We start from the raw sequence: 19,025 nt of genomic DNA on the forward strand, positions 1-19,025 counted from the left end.
TACGCGCGGGTTCAACAAACATTTTCATAAGGCAAACTCACGAAGTAATTGGCTCAAATAAGTTGCAGGTGTTGTAGGTGGTAAGCTAATTTTCACGCTGCAGATAGCAAGCATGATCGGCTGTTGCTGTTCAGCGGGGGCTATGGGTTTAGTGACTTTTGCACGCACAAAACTACCGGATGAAGCATTAAGCTTGCTTCGTGCGGCATAAAAAGTTGTTTTTGATAAAGCATTTTGATTGCAATAGTCAGTGATCGTTAAATCGCTGGCTTGTTGTTCTTCGATAATGTTGCGCCACTGTTCAAGACTACGTGTTTTTCTCATGACTATCTCCTAATTGAAATTCAGAAATAGCTTAATCGGTTTGACGAGTTACTGGCAGGTGCACTTTGCTAGACGCTTACAATTATATAGGTTACGCTGGCAGGTTGAATTACTTTTTAAGGAATGTAAGTCTTATAATAATTTACGCGGCTTTCAAACATCAAGCGCAACCTTACAAGAAGCGCTAATTTATGTAAGTTTAATAGTAACCACGCTTAAAAGATTCTTAACTGGCTGTATAGAAAAGATATTCAAAACTGAAATGTCTACGATGACAGTAGCAAAAACAACGGGGGTTTGGTGGATTAACATATTAACAGCGATTATTAGGAAGCATAGGAAAGGATTGTTAAATGCAGTTAATGGAGCATTTGACTTTCTGAGGAGAAATGCAGCTAGGGCACACCCGAAACGCGATCGAAAAACAGGCGTATTTCAATATGGGGTAGAGCCAAATTTTTAAGGCTGCACTTAAAATTTTTCTTAAGTACCTACCTATGACATGGATGTAGGTAAGGCGCGTGAGCAGGACGCGGAAGCTTTGCTCGGTTTTTACTTAGCCCACTAGGTTACAAACCTCGCGCCGCGATTTAATCGCCCCTAGATTGAACAAATTTCAATCCACAAAGATCAACACGCCCTAGTAAGCTGTATTTTATTTATGTTACTTAAGCTTTTTAATACCAATTAACACACAGATGGCGCCGCCAATAAAACCAACCCATGCCTCTACCGGTGTATCACCACTAAATGCTCGGCTTAGCTGCGAAGCTGCTGCATCATATACGTCGTATCCCCACATAATTAAAGCGATACCTATAACGATTAAAACAATACCTATAATCTTATTATTCATAAACACCTCTGATTTCTAACGTACATTATTTAGCATACTTAAATGCAAACACTTAACAAATTTAATCAAGCTCTAGCTGCGCGCGTTCAACACTTTCATTAGGTAACTCTTTTTGTACCGATACACCAAGCTCTTTAAATTCTGATGCTTGTTTAATTAAATTACCTTTACCACGGTATAATTGCGAAAATGCTTTATCGTAGCTTTCCTTGGCTTTATCAAGCTGCTTACCAACGCCTTCCATACTCAATAAAAAGCCATTGAGCTTGTTATAAAAACGCTCAGCCCGATTTGCCAACTCTTTTGAATATTTAGTTTGCTCCTCAAAACGCCAAAGCTGTTTAACAATATTTAAACTAGTCAGCAGGGTAGTGGGTGTAGCTACCAGTATATTTTTTTCGATTGCTTGTTGGTAAATATCACTTTGGTATTTAAGTGCTTCAACAAAGGCTGATTCTATTGGTACAAACATAACCACAACTTCAGGCGAATTAAGCCCTGGTAAACGGTCGTACGATTTACTCGCGAGCTCATTAATACGCGCTGTAACAGCGTTCACATGCTCTTTAATTGCTTGATTAGCATCTAGCTCATTTTCGGCGTTAACGTAACGGGTATAAGCATTTAATGATGTTTTAGCATCAATAACTAAGTGGCGACCTTGTGGTAAGTAAACAACTACATCAGGGCGCAAACGACCATCTTCAGTGTTAAACGACACTTCACGCTTATAATCAACACCTGCACGTAAGCCTGCGCTATCTAACACGTTTTCGAGCATAAGTTCGCCCCAATTACCTTGGGTTTTCTTTTGCCCTTGTAGCGCGTTACTGAGCTTATCTGCTTGATCTGTTATAGCTTGGCTTTTAGCCTGTAAATGCAGTAATTCGGTTTTGAGCGCAGTACGTTGTTTTATATCTTCAACGTGTATTGACTCCATTTTTTCTCTGAAGCCTTTTAGCTCGCCCTGAACTGGTTTTAATAATTGCTCAATGCTTTCTTGATTTAAGGTTTTAAAGCTTTGTGATTTTTCTTCTAGTATTTTATTGGCTAGGTTTTCAAACTCTTTTTTGAGTGTATTTTTACTTTGCTCAATTTGCGCGAGTTGTTCGGTAAAGTTTTGCTGTTTTTGCTCAAGCGTAGTGCGCATATTATTATATTCAACATCGCGTTGATTATATTGCTCGCGAAGCGCTGCCAGCTCGCCTTCGGCTTTACGCCAAAAATGATTGTATTGAATACTTTGTTTTTCTTGTTCGCTAAAACGCGTTTTAAAATGCTGCGCTTCGTCGCGCTGCTCTTGGTGAGTGTGCTCTAGCAGTTCGTGATCTTCTTGCAAGGCGCTGTATTGCAGCTCTTTATTATCAAATTGATTTTGTAACAGTGATAGCTGATGTTGTTGTTCGCTTATTTGTAGATGTAGCTTTTTACGAAGCTGCGTTGATACAACACCATAAAATAGGGCGCCTAACGCAACACCAGCACCTGCGCTTAGCCAATCAATATTAGTGAGTACTTGAGTGAGCATAAAAATAAACTTATAAAATTTAGAGACATGACATCATAACCAATAACAAGCAACAGAAGTAGGGGAGCAAAGAAATTACAGACATAAAAAAACCAGCTCAAAATAAGCTGGTCAAATATTACTAAATTAAGTAATCAAAGGGAAAATCAACATGTGCCCGCGCAAGCTGCAACTTAAATATATTATCACCAAAATAAAAAAGATTATTGGGTGAAGCTATATAACAACAGGCACTACAGTAGACCGGGAAACGAAATAATTAATTCAAATTAACTTACGAAAGATCATTTATTTTTATTCGGGCTGATTTAAACAAATTTTGGGCATAAAAAAAGCCAGTTCAAACTGAACTGGCTTAATCATTACTAAAATTAGTAATCAAATAGGGGAAATCAACATAAAACCTGTATTAACTGCAATTAATCAACAAGCATAATAGTAGACGCCGCTCTTTGAATTAAGTTCATAAAAAGATCAAAACTTTTAAAATAAAAATTAAACGCTAAATTTTGGGCATAAAAAAAGCCAACACAAAATGGGCTGGCTCAATCATTACTAAAATTAGTAACTAAATGGGGGGGAATCAACATGAAAACTTGTATTAACTGCAATTAATCAACAAGCGTAATAGTAGACGCCACTTTTTAAATTAAGTTCATAAAAAAATAAAAACTTTTAAAATAAAAATTAAACGCTAAATTTTGGGCATAAAAAAAGCCAACACAAAATGGGCTGGCTCAATCATTACTAAAATTAGTAACTAAATGGGGGGAATCAACATGAAAACTTGTATTAACTGCAATTAATCAACAAGCATAATAGTAGACGCCATTTTTAAAATTAAGTTCATAGAAAAGTAAAAACTTTTAAAATAAGTGCCGAACGCTAAATTTTAGGCATAAAAAAAGCCAACTCAAAATGGGCTGGCTTAATCATTACTAAAATTAGTAACTAAATGGGGAATCAACATGATGCTTGTGCTAACTGCAATTAACCAACAAGCATAATAGTAGACGTCCGCTTTTAAATTAAGTTCATAAAAAGATCAAAACTTTTTAGAGCAATTTAATTTTTAATGAGCGACAACATTTGTTGCTCATCAAATTTAGTAAAGCTCATTGATTTATCGGTAAATAATGCATCTACAAGCGCTTGCTTATCTTGCTGCATTTTAAATACTTTTTGCTCTATTGAATTATTCATTACGAGCTTATAAACAAATACTGGGTTAGTTTGGCCAATACGGTAAGCCCTATCTGTCGCTTGCTTTTCTACGGCAGGGTTCCACCATGGATCAAAGTGAATAACGGTATCGGCTTGTGTTAAATTAAGGCCTGTACCACCGGCTTTTAAGCTAATTAAAAACACCGATGTTTTACCACTGGTAAACTCGTCGATTACTTTATCTCGGTGGCGCGTTTGGCCTGTAAGCATACTAAAGTTAATATTTATTTCTTCAAGGCGTTGGGCTATTAAGTCGAGCGCCGATGTAAACTGACTAAATATAATGATTTTACGACCAAGACTTAACATGAGTGGTAAGTGTGTTGTTAACCATTCGAGCTTAGCAGAGCCTGCCTGAGTGTCTGGATCTATTAATTTAGGGTGGCAACAAATTTGCCTTAACTTTAAAAGTGCCTCTAAAAATGCAAGTTTACTTTTTTGTGCACCTTGCTCAGCAAATAAGTCGATTAGCTTTTCTTCTAATGAACGTGTAATGCCTTGATACATTTCTTTTTGCTTAGGTTCAAACTCAAATTCTTTAGTTAGCTCTGTTTTTTCAGGAAGCTCTTGCGCTACTTGTGCTTTAGTTCGGCGCATTATAAAAGGCATAATTAACGCTTTTAGCTGCTCAGCTCTTTCCATATCAGCTTCACGCTCAATAGGCGTTTGAAAATGCTGCTTAAAGTGCGCTTGAGAACCAAGTAAAGATGGCATGGCAAAGTCGAGTAACGATTTAAGCTCAAGCAAATTATTCTCGATTGGAGTACCACTTAAACAAAGTTTAAAGTCGGAATTTAAGCGTTTCACTAATCGCGAAACCTGTGCGGTATCGTTTTTAATGTATTGGGCTTCATCGAGAATTATATTTTCAAAATACAATGGCGAGTAATAAGCAATATCACGTTTTAACAATGGGTATGTAGTAAGTATGCATTGGGCTTGTGCTAAGTGTTGTAAAGGTTCGTTACGGTTTGATCCAAAAATAGTGGTCACTTTTAAACTTTTAGCAAACTTAGTAATTTCGTTTTCCCAGTTACTCACCAAGCTAGTTGGACATACAATTAGTGTAGGACCTGCTTGCGGACGATTAAACGTACTCGCTAAAAACGCAATAACTTGCAGTGTTTTCCCCAGCCCCATGTCATCAGCTAAAATACCACCTAATTGATGACGCTTTAAAAAACTAAGCCAGTCAACACCTTGCTGTTGGTATTCACGAAGCGTTACCGAGTCATTCAAGCCATGTAATGAAACCTTTGGCATTGCTGTATCGGTATTGTTTAGCTCTTGTAAGTATCGTTCAAGCGAGTCGTCATGTAACTCTACATTTATGGCTGTGTGCTTTACAAGCTCTGGCAAGTACGAAAGCGGAATATTAAATTCATCCCGTGTTTTTACAAACTCAAAACGCTCTTTAAATTCATCTAATAAGTTAATTGCAGACTTATTAATAACTCCAAATTCACGGCCAAGCGGGTAGTAGTAAAATAACTCACTTTGTCGGTTTAACGACTGATATAGCGGTTCTGCATTAGTAAATAAAAGCGCTGCTTTTGCATCGCATAGCAGTACTTTACAGTGCATTTGATGCCCTGCAGCGCGGTGTACATGTAAACTCACTTCACACTGCGGATTAGGACTCGTTACTTTACTTACACTTACTTGCCAACCACGTTGTTTAAAACCAGGAAATACTTCGTATATAAGCCAATGCAAATGGATAGGAGATTGCTTTGTAAATACAAGTTCACTTTGTAAACCCCCTTTACAAAATTCAAAACCTAGATTTATTAGCTCATTCGTTACCGTATTTTCAAAAGCACTATTAATAGTGCTTGCAGGTGCAGAACCCGCTAAATAGTTTTTATTTTTATACTTAAATAATAACGAAAGTGATAAACCTTGATCGCCCATCGTTACTTTTAAAACAGCATTACTAGAGATTTTAGGTAACGTTGGCTGCAAGTTAGTAGGATGAGGTATTACACCTGCGCCAAAATTATCGGCAAGTTGTTTGTAAATACGATCAAAATTAGCATCGTGCAAAGCAGGCATAGTTTGTAAATGAGCTATTTCTTCTGCACTTAATGGTGTGCGAAGACGACCCGCTTTTAAGTGATCTAAATCGAGGTAAGTAGGTGGTGTTGTTTTTAATAAAGCCCAGTTTTGGGTTTGCTCAAGCTTAATAATTAATTGGGAAAGATCTTTATCTTGCTCCCAACTAAAACTTAATGCTTGGCCCGATTGTGCTTTAATTGGCACTCGAGAACGCTGGAAAAACAAGCGCTCTGTAGCGATTAGTTGTTGTAGGGCACTAAAGCCCCATTGACCTTTTAGCTCAATACTTCCCACTGCATTTTGTGAGCGTATCCAACTAAATAATCTAAAGTCACTTTCGAGTAAATCACTTGGCGTTACAAAACTATTTAACTGCTGCTCAGTTAGGTTTCGACCTAATGTATAATTCTTTTTAGTCTCAACATTCGCTATTTTAGGCGTTAAAAATACTTTGTTATTTTCAATATCTAATACAAACAATAACACTTGCGAGGGTGTAGTTTGCTCACCACTTTTAAGTGCGCTTAATTCACTAAACCAATCATTAATAAAGTAATCTTCGCCGTACTCACCAGAATGTTCAATTTTAAGTTTAAATAAAATAGCGGCTAAGTGTCGACATTTGGTTTTTGCATTACATGTACAGTGCGTATCAACAGAATAACCAGTGGGTACTTTACTGATCTCAATACGTTGGTTAAACGATGATCCGTTATCCACTTGAACAGTAGAATCTACAACAGAAAAGTTAGGCGTATGCTCTAACCAAGTGATCTGGCCTTTTTTATAATATTCTTTTCCTTTATCTAGGACATTTTCACGGAAAAGTTTTTTAATAAAGCGTTCAGACAGAGGAAACTGGGTAGCCTGCTCATTTTTAATTTCTTCAAAAATAGCCATTAAATCATTTTTTGATAAGTTAGCAGACATGTCACTCTAAGCATTAAATTTTAAAAATAATTCTGCCAGTATATGCCTTATGTGCTCTGAGCTAAAGCACTATTAACAAGTTATAAACTGGTTGGAGCTGATAGCTTAGTAAAAAATCGGTTTATAGGTAAAAATCTGTATAAAATTTCGCAAAATATTAGACCCTACATACACATGCAAAGAGTAATCGAGGTATTACAGATCACGATTTTACTAACAATAATAATAAATCGAGAAAATGCTGCCAAGAAGAGGGGATTAGTTAGTAAAAAAGTGATCTTGAAGAGGTAATATGCTTGTTTGAAGAGGAATTGCGCTAGTAAAGATCAGATTTTTACTAACAAAACAATCTGTCAGATCACTATTTAACTAAGTAAACAAGCCTGACAGATCATTATTTAACTAACTAATTAAAAGCACTTAATAACTTAGTTAATTGCTCTAAGCGTTTGTCTGTCATCACTTTATTATCAATTTTAATAGACACATCGCCGCTTTTTAAATTACGTTGTACCGATATAAATTTATTTTCGAGTACAGCTTCACGTTTAACGGCTGCTTGTGGCTCAGCTGTTAAGCATTTGGTGATTGCCATTGCACGCTTGTCGTCGCTTGTAATCGCATTTAGCTCTTCATCGCTAGCTAGGTCTAAAACGAGTTGATTAAACGCCTCGTGGTCGCGCTCCTTTGCGCTCACAAGCTTTTTAGCTACTTCACGACCTACGTGGTTCGCAGTAGGGTAAAGCGCAATAACATCGGCAGGTATTTGCTCGTACGCCTTGATGGCATCTGCAATTGCAGTGTGCGATACACCTTCAATGGCGGCTATTTCTCTGTAAGATCCTTTTTTACCTTGTTCAATCAACTCGTTTTTTGTTTGTTGGTAAGCTTGTCCTAGCTCCCATAAGCTCGGGGCAATGTACTGATCTGAAGATACCGCTAAAATTTTAGCATCTTGCTCAGTAAAGTCGCTTGAACTAAGCACTAAATAATCTGCGTTACCTAAAATACACGCCATACGACGGCGAGAGCCCGCTAAAACTAAGCTCGTTTCACCTTGATCCCAAAGTAGAGCAGGATGCTGATTACGGCCGTCATCACGAATAGCAGGAAGAATATCCGATACTGATTTTTCGTTTAGCAGTGACTGTACACGGCGATTTTTACCATATACACCTGTAGTGGATTCAATATCAGCGTGTGAGATCACTTTACAAACAAGCGTTATCTGGCGCTCAGGATCGCTCGGTGCCGGCATTCTAATTACATCGCCAGCATTGGCTTGTTCTAATAATGCGTCAAGGCTACTGCTACCTACAGCGGTTGCAAAAGGATCTAAGCGGGTGTCATTTTTACGTTTTTTAGCCATTTTTGTTTAACATCCTTACTTAGGGGAATTGAGTGTTGACTGAGTTGACTGCCAATTTGAACGAATAAGCATTTCTAGCTCATCGACGACATCTTTAATATTTTCTTGGGCGCGCATTAACGATTCACGACTTGCTAAGCTGTCTGACGCTTTTTGATCAAAAATAGTATTAAAAGATGATGAGCTTGCTGTTATTGCCGAGCTGTGATTAATTGGGTAGCTCATAACTTGGCGGCCAAATGCACTACGAACATCTTTAACGATATCGCGTTGTGAGTGATTACCTTTCACATAGTTGGTAACTAAAAACTGCATAAAGTCCCAACCTTCGTGGCCTAATGCCGCTACAGTATGGTAAATCTCACCTAATCGTTTTAAGTATTTATTGTTAGCATCAAAATCTACAGCTTCTGGGTGAACAGGGATTAACATAGCAGTAGATGCCATTAATGCATTATAAAACATAAAGTTAAGAGTAGGTGCTGTATCAATTAAAATAATATCAAATTCATCTTTAACAGGATCAATGACTTTTTCTAGTAATTTATGATAATGACGAGTTTGCTCATAATTTGAGGTATCTTTAAGCAATGTTGCTGTTTCGTGCTCAAAGTAAAAATCATCCATACCTGAAGGCAAAACTCGGATATTTGGGATATGCGTTGGTAAAAATGAATTAGATACAAATTCAGGCCATGTTTCGCCCTCATCTAAATCTATACAATCACGCATTAAATCACCAACAGTAATTGGATCGTGTTCACTTGAAGGAAAAAAGCTTGAAGAAGAACCTTGAGGATCTAAATCTATAATACCAATGCGATAGCGCTTAATATTTGTTGTTGCGAGCGCTGCTGCAATATTAACCATACTGGTTGTTTTACCACAGCCGCCTTTGAGAGAATTAATAACAATAACTTGTAGTTTGTCATCACCCGTACGATGATCTGGTTTAATATCCATAATATCGGCCATGGCAAAAATGTTTACTAACGTGTAAGCATAATGACCATTAGCACCGCGTTTAATGTTTAAATCATCAAAGTCGCCATTGTCATGACGTCTTTTTAACGTACGATTATTACAACCTAGTAAGTCGGCAGCTGCTTTTTGCGTATAGGTTCTTAATTCTTTTTCTTCTGATTTAAGATGAGCACGATAGTGCTGAATACGACCTTCTAATGATTTTTCAGCTACTTCGGCAGTTGCTTTTAAAAGCCGGTAGGTACTTAACGCGTTCTTATTGATAGACATACTTTCTTCCTCAAAGTTAGGGACTTAGTATAATGTCCATTCAATTTGCTGTAAACAACTATTTAAGACGACATGCATTTTAAAAAGAAGACATTCAAAAATACTTTTACACCGTTAATATTGCTTAGTATAAATAAAGAAGTTTAAAGGTGGTTAAATATATAAGGTAGTAAAGGTTAAGGGCTTTAAATTGGTATATAACATTATGATTTATATAAACAATGTTTAAAAAAGCAGATCAGCTTTATACTTGGTTAAGATCAGATCTTTATCTACCTGCAGATCAGCTTTTTACTAAGGCCTATTTTTAAAATAGAGTTATGCACAGGTTGCGCATTAAGTTATGAACAAAAAGAGCCTCGGAGATCAGTTTTTTACTAAGTAAATTATAAAGTTATGCACTAGTGTCATCATCAAAAGCGACGTTTAATTAGTATAGATCTGATCTGTACTTGGTACAGATCAGATCTATGCTAACTCGATAAGGCTTTATCCACAGGGGGATTTATTTTTACACGAATTTGTCGTGCTAAATTTTAAAAAAAAGCGATTGTAATGGACAAAAGAACAGCTGAGTTAGTAAAAAAGAGATTTGTAATAGCTCAGTTAGTATAATTATGATCTGAAATAAGAAGTTATGGACTCCACTTGGTATAATAGTGATCTAAGCCTTTTATTTAAAGTCAGATCACTTTTATACTAACTTAAACATTTAACTTTTGCTGCTTAATGTGTTGTTATGAGCTGTCGCAATAAAAATGGAAATAAGAACAATGAGCCGAAAGGTCAACATCTCGGTAGATAACTTGCCCGATACACTTAGGGGCCAAATCCACGGGGTGGAAAGTGCAATTGATAACGAAAGTTTAGCACTATTTACAGACAACAAAGACGTGCGAATTTCTATTGAAAATGCAGCTCATGGATTACGTGCATATTCAAACACGTTTAATCATTATGATTTGTGGGGACGTTTTGTACGTTCTGGCTATAAAAAATTACCACTTGAAGAAGCACCTAAAAAAACAATTATCACGCGTAAAATATCTGAAAAAGTAGATGGTATTTTATACGATGGCGAAATAAAAATAACTCCCGCTGTTGTAAGTACGCGTAAAGATGGCGAAGACGTCGAATACCTTGTTTGGCCATCAGACAGAGAAGAAAAAGTAGAACGCGCACTTATTCGTTTAGCCTCCAAAGGCAAAATAGTTAAAATTAATTTTAAGTCCGGTATTCAATACGCGGTTGTTTTTTCTATGAACGAATTAGCGCAAGAACTCAAAGCGGTAGGGCAATCTATGCCATACCCTGCAATTAAAGAGTCTCTTGAAGCATTGCAAGGTTCTAAACTTTCGTTTAAATATTCTGCAACAGATACTAAAAATTCTGATATAGATGATTCGTTTTACGAGTCAAATATGAACTTTTTATCGTCACTTCATTTTAGCGGCAAGAAGGGTCAGGGGGGCAATGTAAAATGTGTCGCCTGTTTAAATGCATTTGTTCATAACATGATTGATAACCTTGAATACAAAGGTTATTACTTTAATAGTGCTCAAGAATTAAAACGTGGATTATCGCGTTGGATGATGCTTCGTTTGTATCACCTTTGGCGTTATGCAGCGCCAGGTAAAACGTATCATTTTAGATTACTGTCTATCATGGAAAAATATGGTTCTATTTATTCAACGGATGATATTACCGAAAATAAATTAAAAGCCCTGCGTCGTGATATGACCACTACTATGAAAGACTTGATTGAAAAAGGCGCAATATCAGAATACAGCATTACTAACGTAAAAGATGATAAAACAGGCAATATTATTGATTACACTTACGAAATGCATCCATCTGATCAGTTTTGTGATGAAATACTCACACTCAACAAACACAATAAACGCATTGAAATTCAGGGCGGTAAACGAATTGTTGAAAATGCAGTGCTGATTGATGAAGATAAAATTGAAGAGATAGTAGAAAAGTAATAAACATTATTTAAATACTTAAACACATTACCAAAAAGGCCACATATTGTGGCCTTTTTAACATAATCACTACCTGTCTACCTGCTCTAAATATAGCCTATCAACTAAAAAATCGTACTCGCGTTTACGCGGGTGAGCTTCGGGTTTTTGATAATCAGGTAATATGCCTAGTTTTACGTCTGGTTCTGGATTAATCAAAATAAAGGGCAATGCAGCACTAACATGATAGCGGTTTTGTGCAGTATATCTCACATTAACTTGTGGGCTTACGCGAGTAGGGCGACGAATTCTTAGTTTTTCCTTTTCACCTAAGCTAGCAACCCTTAATTGTTCTTGAGCTACAAGTGATTGCCATTTTTGTTGATCAATCATTCTTGGGTTTCGATAACCGGCCGATTTATCTAGCATCTCGAGAGCCATTTTTTTTGTCAGCGTTTTTGTTGCGTGCTTGTGCATCCAAGTAAATCTAACCGAAAATGGAGAGTCGCTTTCACAATGAATTTTGCGATACGCAGCAAGTGTAATTAAATTAGGCATCGCATTATGAACCGCTTCAAAACGAGCATCGTTATTATCTATTGCAACTATGCATGCTTTAAAATCTGCTTTCGCTTTATTTACTTGAGCAATTCGATTGTTTAATGCTTCCTTATTGGCATTTTTTATAACCAACAAACCGGGGTGGCGCTTTAATACGCGGCTACTTAAGCCTTCTTTTTTATAAATATCGGTAAATGAATTAAGAATAGCTCTATGTGCTAAGTCTCCAGATATTTTTTCGGTGATAATTGACTCAGGAACAATATTCTCATCAAGACTACTAATATCAGGAAGTTGATAGTATTCAGCTTTTGAATAGTCACATTCTTTAAGCTCTTCAACTAACCTCACCGTTAATTCATTCATTAAATCAAACTGACTTCTAATTTGAACTTTACTTACCATAACCCACCAAGAACACATCTTACTTAAAATGATTATCGCATATTTCTTAGCTATTTGATTACTATTTATTACAGTTCACTCAGAGCTAAGTGTGTATTTAATTGTATATAAGTATGATGTGTTCTTTGTATTTCCTTTTAATATAATTATGCAATGACTGTATAAGTAATAAATGATCTTGAGCTAATGGTAAAATAAATAATTGTAATCAGCGATAAATAAATAAGCCTAGAATGAAAGAGAGACGGTAACAATTAAAAGCATAGTACGTTATATCTAAATTTAAGCTTATCATTTTTATACATGCTTAAAAAATGATAACTTGTTAAGAGGTGTACACTGCGAGAAATAATAGGGCGTACTCTATGACGTGCAGCCAAAAACAAAGCTAATACATGTTATAGAAGTGGCTAAAGCAGTAAAACAACAGTACATATTAAACCAGGACTGTAAAAGAGAAACACTCTGCTCGCCCTTAATATTCGTTTGAATAGTAGAACAGTATTGAGGGGGCCCTGCGCATAAGCAATAGCATACTTTAAATAAACTCACCTTATTATTATATGAAGCTAAGGAAACCCTTAGCACACAATTTGACAACACTCTACTTGATAACAATAAAAGTTCATTTACCCTGTAAAGTTAAGATTACAATAGATTAGATTTAAGTATGATGTGTTCTCATTTAAACTGTTCATTACGGTTACTATGCTATGTTCTATCTCCAAGTAGTTAAAATACAACCAATTGTATTTTAACTTACTGTTTTATAATGTTTTTAAATCACTTAAAAACAAACTTATCAAGTCTCAGTAATTCAATATTTGCCTATAAATCTCATAAATACTTACCTCATAACTAAATAATTAGTAAATAGTGAATTTAGTCCTTGAACATAGGGGCCTGCATACGGTAATTTCTTCTTATCAGGTAATGTAGGAATGAGGAAAGAACATGCAATCGTGGAACCCAAATAGCTGGAGAGAGCTGCCAATACAGCAGCAGCCAAAGTATCCAGATCAAGAAATACTTAAATCAGTTGAAGGCCAATTAAAGACGGCTCCGCCTTTGGTTTTTGCTGAAGAAACAAGAAGTTTATTTAAACAACTTGAAGACGTGTGCGAAGGTCGTGCATTTTTACTTCAAGGTGGTGACTGTGCAGAATCATTTAGTGACTTTAATGCCGCTAACATTCGCGATACGTTCAAAACAATCTTACAGATGGCTGTTGTATTAACTTACGGCGGTAAATGCCCTGTAGTTAAAATTGCACGTATGGCTGGTCAATATGCTAAACCACGTTCAGCTGACTTAGAAACAATTAATGGTGTGTCTTTACCATCTTACCGTGGCGACATCATTAATAATATTGAGTTTACAGAAGAAGCGCGTATCCCAGATCCACAACGTTTAATGACTGCTTATCACCATAGTGCGGCAACGTTAAACTTATTACGTGCATTTGCACAAGGTGGCCTTGCCGATCTTCACCAGGTTAACCGTTGGAACATGGGCTTTGTAGCTGCAAACCCACTTAAAGAAAAATACCAACAACTTGCAGACAAAATTCAAGACGCACTCGAGTTCATGGAAGTGTGCGGAATTAACTCTACAATTGCGCCAAGCTTAAAAGAAACCGATTTATACACTTCTCACGAAGCATTACTACTTGGTTACGAAGAAGCGCTTACTCGTCGCGACCACCTATCAGGTGACTGGTACGATTGTTCTGCTCATTTTGTTTGGATTGGTGAGCGAACTCGTCAACTTGACCATGCACATATTGAGTTTTTCAAAGGTATTAAAAACCCAATTGGTGTTAAAGTTGGCCCAGGTATGGAACCTGATGACCTAATTCGTTTAATTGATGCATTAAACCCAGATAACATCCCTGGTCGCTTAACGCTAATTACACGTATGGGTGCAGACGTACTACCAGAAAAACTTCCAGCCCTAGTAAGAAGAGTTCAGCAAGAAGGTCGTAAAGTAATTTGGAGCTCTGATCCAATGCACGGCAATACTGAAAAAGCGACGTCAGGATACAAAACACGTAACTTCGACAATATCATGCGCGAAATCAGTCAATTCTTTGCAGTTCATAAAGCTGAAGGTTCATACGCAGGTGGTGTTCACCTAGAAATGACAGGCCAGCACGTTACAGAGTGTACTGGCGGTGCTTACGGTTTATCTGACGATGACCTAGCACAGCGTTACAAAACGCAGTGTGATCCACGTCTTAATGCCGACCAAGTATTAGAGTTAGGTTTTTTAGTTGCTGATTTACTAAAAGACGCACGTAAATAATATTTTTTAATACTAAAAAAACCGCTTAATTGCGGTTTTTTTGTTTTTAATCTAATCGATAATTTATACCAATTCGCTTAATTAAGTGATCTATTTTGAGGCCGGAAAAACGTGTTGATAGCTAGGCAAAAAATTCGCTATTTAGTTGTTCTAAATGAGAATTTTTTAACGCAGGTAGCGACACGTTTAGCCCCGCAGAATGATTAAGTATTATTGCGGATTGGTATTAGTACTTACGTCGCTCTAAGTCAGTCTCTGTCAGGATTTTTGCAGATATCTCTTCTACCGAATGATGCGTAGAGTTAAAGTAAGCAATTTTATGGCGCTTATAAAGCATCTCTACTTCACGCACTTCAATACGACATTGTTTAATAGATGCATACTTAGAATTAGCCATACGTCTATGCCTTATAGCTGCAAGTCTTTCAGGGTCAATCGTAAGCCCAAATAACTTATGTTTATAAGGAACTAAGCACTTAGGTAAACCTTCGTTATCTAAGTCTTCTTCTGTAATAGGATAGTTAGCCGCTTTAATTCCGTACTGCAATGCTAAGTATAAGCTTGTTGGTGTTTTTCCACTGCGACTAACACCTATCAAAATAATATCAGCTTCAGAAAAGTTTTTAATATTGCCGCCATCATCATTCATAAGTGCATAGTTAACTGCATCAATTCTAAAATCGTAACTTTTTTCATGAATAGAATGCGTACGGTGCATTTTTGGAACAGGGGCTACATCTAATTCTTTTTGGATTTTTTCACTGTATGTAGTTAAAAAATCATAGGTAACCGCATCAGCCGATTTTATAATTTCACTCAAACTATGATTTACAAAAGTAAAAAACACGAATGGTTTTTCGCCTGTTCTGGCAGCAGTTGCATTAATTAATGCTTTAATTTCGTGCGCTTTTTCTTCTGTTTCTACAAATGGAATTGTTTTATGATTAAAATCGATAGGAAACAACGACAAAGTTGCATGCCCAAACACCTCTGAAGTAATAGCTGTTCCGTCTGATATATAAAAAGCAGTTCTCATAATTAACCTTTTTATTGCGTTTAAATCCCTAAAATGGGTTTCTCACGGTTTACGTGAGGACTGTTGCCAGTGTAGAATGATGGTGACCTTTATAAAAGGTTTTCTTTCTTAACTCTCACAGTTAGACCTACAATTAGTTTTTTTTTGGAGAAAGATCCGTGCAAGAATACGTTCTCTGGTATCAAGAGCTTGGTATGCAAGATGTTCCTCGAGTTGGCGGTAAAAACGCATCACTTGGCGAAATGATTTCAAACCTAGCAAACGCTGGTGTACAAGTACCGGGTGGTTTTGCAACTACCGCAGATGCTTTTAATGAGTTTTTAGATCAATCAGGACTCACAGAAAAAATTCACGACATTTTAGATACACTTGATGTTGATGATGTAAATACACTCGCTAAAGTCGGTGCAGACATCCGCCAATGGATAATCGACACACCATTCCAACCAAACCTAGATCAAGCCATTCGCGACGCATATAGCCAACTCCACGGCGACACTACAGCAGATGTTTCATTCGCAGTACGTTCATCAGCTACCGCTGAAGATATGCCAGATGCATCATTCGCAGGCCAGCAAGAAACTTTCCTAAACGTAGTTGGTATCGATTCAGTAATGGTCGCTATTAAACACGTATTTGCTTCATTATTTAACGACCGTGCAATCTCGTATCGTGTTCACCAAGGTTACGATCACCGTGGTGTAGCGTTATCAGCGGGTATTCAGCGCATGGTACGTTCAGATAAATCAGCATCTGGCGTAATGTTTAGTATTGATACAGAGTCTGGTTTTGAAGACGTTGTATTTATTACATCAAGCTACGGCTTAGGTGAAATGGTTGTACAGGGCGCAGTTAACCCTGATGAGTTTTATGTTCATAAACCAACACTCCTAAAAAACAAACCTTCAGTAGTACGTCGTAATATTGGCTCTAAAGCCATTCAAATGATTTACTCAGAAGACAAAGCACATGGTAAGCAAGTAGACATCGTTGATGTTGCCCCTGAGCTTTCAAATAAATTTTCGATTACAGATGAAGAAGTGCAAGAACTTGCCAAGCAAGCTGTAATCATTGAAAAACATTACGGTCGTCCAATGGACATCGAATGGGCTAAAGACGGTAACGACGGCAAACTATATATAGTTCAAGCTCGTCCAGAAACTGTTCGTTCAAACGAAGACGCCAACGTAATGGAACGTTTTCAATTAAATGGTACAAGCAACGTTGTTGTTGAAGGCCGTGCAATTGGTCATAAAATTGGTAGTGGTGTTGTACGTGTTCTTGATTCAATCAAAGAAATGGATCAAGTACAAGTTGGCGACATTTTAGTTACCGATATGACCGACCCTGATTGGGAACCAATCATGAAACGAGCAGCAGCGATTGTTACAAATCGTGGTGGCCGTACATGTCATGCTGCAATCATTGCACGTGAACTAGGTATTCCAGCAGTAGTTGGTTGTGGTAACGCAACTGATTTAATTAAAGCGGGTCAAGAAGTAACCGTATCGTGCGCCGAAGGCGATACTGGCTTTATTTACGAAGGTATTTTAGATTTTGAAATACTAACGTCACGCGTTGATAAAATGCCAGAACTACCAATGAAAGTTATGATGAACGTGGGTAACCCCGATCGTGCCTTTGACTTTGCACGCTTACCGCATGCAGGTGTTGGCCTTGCGCGAGTTGAATTTATTATAAACCGTATGATTGGTGTTCATCCAAAAGCGTTATTAAATTTTGATGCTCAAACAGATGCATTAAAAGCAGAAATCACAGACATGATTGCCGGTTACGAATCACCAGTAGAGTTTTATATCACAAAACTGGTTGAAGGTATTTCTACTCTAGGCTGTGCATTTGCACCAGAGCGCGTAATTGTTCGTATGTCTGATTTTAAATCAAACGAATACGCAAACCTAGTTGGCGGCCAGCAATACGAGCCGGAAGAAGAAAACCCAATGATTGGCTTCCGTGGTGCTGCACGTTATATCTCTGAAGACTTCCGTGATTGTTTTGCACTAGAGTGTGAAGCAATAAAACGTGTAAGAAACGACATGGATATGCAAAACATAGAAATCATGATCCCATTCGTACGTACCCTTGAAGAAGGCAAACGCGTAATTGAATTACTAGAAGAGCATGGCCTTAAACGTGGTGAAAATGGTCTTAAAGTAATCATGATGTGTGAACTTCCTTCAAATGCACTACTTGCTGATGAATTTTTAGAAATGTTCGATGGTTTTTCTATCGGCTCTAACGATTTAACACAGCTAACGCTTGGTCTTGACCGTGATTCTGGTTTAATTGCACATTTATTTGATGAGCGTAATCCAGCAATTAAAAAGCTACTTTCTATGGCTATTAAAACAGCTAAAGAAAAAGGAAAGTACGTTGGTATTTGTGGCCAAGGTCCTTCTGATCACGAAGACTTTGCAGCATGGTTAGTAGAGCAGGGCATTGATTCTGTTTCATTAAACCCAGATACAGTAATAGAAACATGGTTATACCTAGCTAAAAAATTAGCAAAGTAACAAGTATGTAAGCTATAAAAAATGCCAGCAATTTATTGCTGGCATTTTTATTTGCTCAATTAAAAATAAACTAGCGGGCTAATTTTTTATCTAAATAGGCACACGACTTAGTTAATGCCTTTTGACACAGCGATAAATAATATCGCGCCTTTGGATAATAAAGCGAAAAACATAATAAACCCGCCATAAAAAATATAAGTGATGGCTAAGGGCGTGTTGATCTTTGTGGATTGAAATTTGTTCAATTTAGGGGCGATTAAATCGCGGCGCGAGGTTTGTAACCTAGTGGGCTAAGTAAGAATCGAGCAACAAAGAGTTAATCGTCCCTAGAAAGAACCCATTGGGCAGCGCATGTTTGGTATTTATGCTGCGTTATCGCCTATTTATGGGGAGTAACCACACTACATAGGCTCTGCCTTGCCTAAAAACCAAACATACTGCTGCAAATTCAACAACCAAAGGTCAACACGCCCTAGCTACAATCGCAAAAAATAATCCTAGCAAAATAAATAACACGCCACTGATCTGTAATAGTAATTTTTTCATATAACACACCTCATTACTTGTTAACTTGAGTATAATTTAAGCTGCATTAAAATCGACTAAAAGAGTGTTACAAACTGTAAAATCTTCAATTTCTATTCGCCATCACCATGATATAATTAGTCAAATGCC

11 protein-coding genes and 1 pseudogene are annotated in these 19,025 nt (G+C 37.1%); 4 read left to right on the top strand and 8 right to left on the bottom strand.

The annotated features are described in order from the left end of the window. Positions 1 to 24: 24 nt before the first annotated feature. On the bottom strand, positions 25 to 324 hold the full coding sequence (gene tnpA / locus I6F53_RS02710; RefSeq protein WP_197238381.1) for an IS66 family insertion sequence element accessory protein TnpA: 300 nt from the start codon (positions 322 to 324) through the stop codon (positions 25 to 27). A gap of 82 nt (positions 325 to 406) precedes the next feature. On the opposite strand from tnpA, the pseudogene I6F53_RS02715 reads away from it, so the two are divergent. Next, positions 407 to 787: pseudogene (locus I6F53_RS02715) on the top strand (IS4 family transposase); the annotation flags it as partial. 201 nt (positions 788 to 988) lie between these two features. Here I6F53_RS02715 and I6F53_RS02720 read toward each other — a convergent pair. The 5 genes from I6F53_RS02720 to I6F53_RS02740 form a co-directional block, all read right to left on the bottom strand. Further along, the gene (locus I6F53_RS02720; RefSeq protein WP_197238382.1) at positions 989 to 1,180 is read right to left on the bottom strand and encodes a DUF3185 family protein; all 192 of its coding nucleotides are present in this window, start codon (positions 1,178 to 1,180) and stop codon (positions 989 to 991) included. A 61-nt stretch (positions 1,181 to 1,241) separates the two neighbouring features. Then, the gene (rmuC, locus tag I6F53_RS02725; protein ID WP_197238383.1) at positions 1,242 to 2,708 is read right to left on the bottom strand and encodes a DNA recombination protein RmuC; all 1,467 of its coding nucleotides are present in this window, start codon (positions 2,706 to 2,708) and stop codon (positions 1,242 to 1,244) included. Positions 2,709 to 3,773: 1,065 nt separating this feature from the next. Next, positions 3,774 to 6,920, bottom strand: coding sequence for a DEAD/DEAH box helicase (locus tag I6F53_RS02730; protein WP_197238385.1), 3,147 nt, complete (start codon positions 6,918 to 6,920; stop codon positions 3,774 to 3,776). Between the two features lie 406 nt (positions 6,921 to 7,326). Next, positions 7,327 to 8,289: a transcriptional regulator gene (locus tag I6F53_RS02735; protein WP_197238386.1), complete on the bottom strand. Its 963-nt coding sequence runs from the start codon at positions 8,287 to 8,289 to the stop codon at positions 7,327 to 7,329. Between the two features lie 15 nt (positions 8,290 to 8,304). Beyond that, positions 8,305 to 9,543 (bottom strand): AAA family ATPase, encoded by a 1,239-nt coding sequence (locus I6F53_RS02740; protein ID WP_197238387.1) that lies wholly within the window; start codon positions 9,541 to 9,543, stop codon positions 8,305 to 8,307. Between the two features lie 773 nt (positions 9,544 to 10,316). Here I6F53_RS02740 and I6F53_RS02745 point away from each other — a divergent pair. Next, positions 10,317 to 11,531 (top strand): hypothetical protein, encoded by a 1,215-nt coding sequence (locus I6F53_RS02745; protein WP_024591590.1) that lies wholly within the window; start codon positions 10,317 to 10,319, stop codon positions 11,529 to 11,531. A 69-nt stretch (positions 11,532 to 11,600) separates the two neighbouring features. Here the strand turns inward: I6F53_RS02745 and I6F53_RS02750 are convergent, their stop codons facing one another. Beyond that, on the bottom strand, positions 11,601 to 12,476 hold the full coding sequence (locus tag I6F53_RS02750; protein ID WP_197238389.1) for a DNA replication terminus site-binding protein: 876 nt from the start codon (positions 12,474 to 12,476) through the stop codon (positions 11,601 to 11,603). 954 nt (positions 12,477 to 13,430) lie between these two features. Here I6F53_RS02750 and I6F53_RS02755 point away from each other — a divergent pair. After that, positions 13,431 to 14,780 carry a class II 3-deoxy-7-phosphoheptulonate synthase gene (locus I6F53_RS02755; protein WP_166421635.1) on the top strand — a complete coding sequence of 450 codons (1,350 nt, stop codon included), beginning with the start codon at positions 13,431 to 13,433 and terminating at the stop codon, positions 14,778 to 14,780. A 226-nt stretch (positions 14,781 to 15,006) separates the two neighbouring features. On the opposite strand, the gene ppsR is transcribed toward I6F53_RS02755, so the two are convergent. Further along, positions 15,007 to 15,816, bottom strand: coding sequence for a posphoenolpyruvate synthetase regulatory kinase/phosphorylase PpsR (gene ppsR, locus I6F53_RS02760; RefSeq protein ID WP_197238390.1), 810 nt, complete (start codon positions 15,814 to 15,816; stop codon positions 15,007 to 15,009). A gap of 158 nt (positions 15,817 to 15,974) precedes the next feature. Here ppsR and ppsA point away from each other — a divergent pair, with 158 nt between their 5' ends. After that, on the top strand, positions 15,975 to 18,350 hold the full coding sequence (ppsA, locus tag I6F53_RS02765) for a phosphoenolpyruvate synthase (RefSeq protein ID WP_197238391.1): 2,376 nt from the start codon (positions 15,975 to 15,977) through the stop codon (positions 18,348 to 18,350). The last annotated feature ends 675 nt before the right edge of the window (positions 18,351 to 19,025 follow it).

This window comes from Pseudoalteromonas sp. SWN29 (assembly GCF_015864465.1).
Classification (GTDB): domain Bacteria; phylum Pseudomonadota; class Gammaproteobacteria; order Enterobacterales; family Alteromonadaceae; genus Pseudoalteromonas.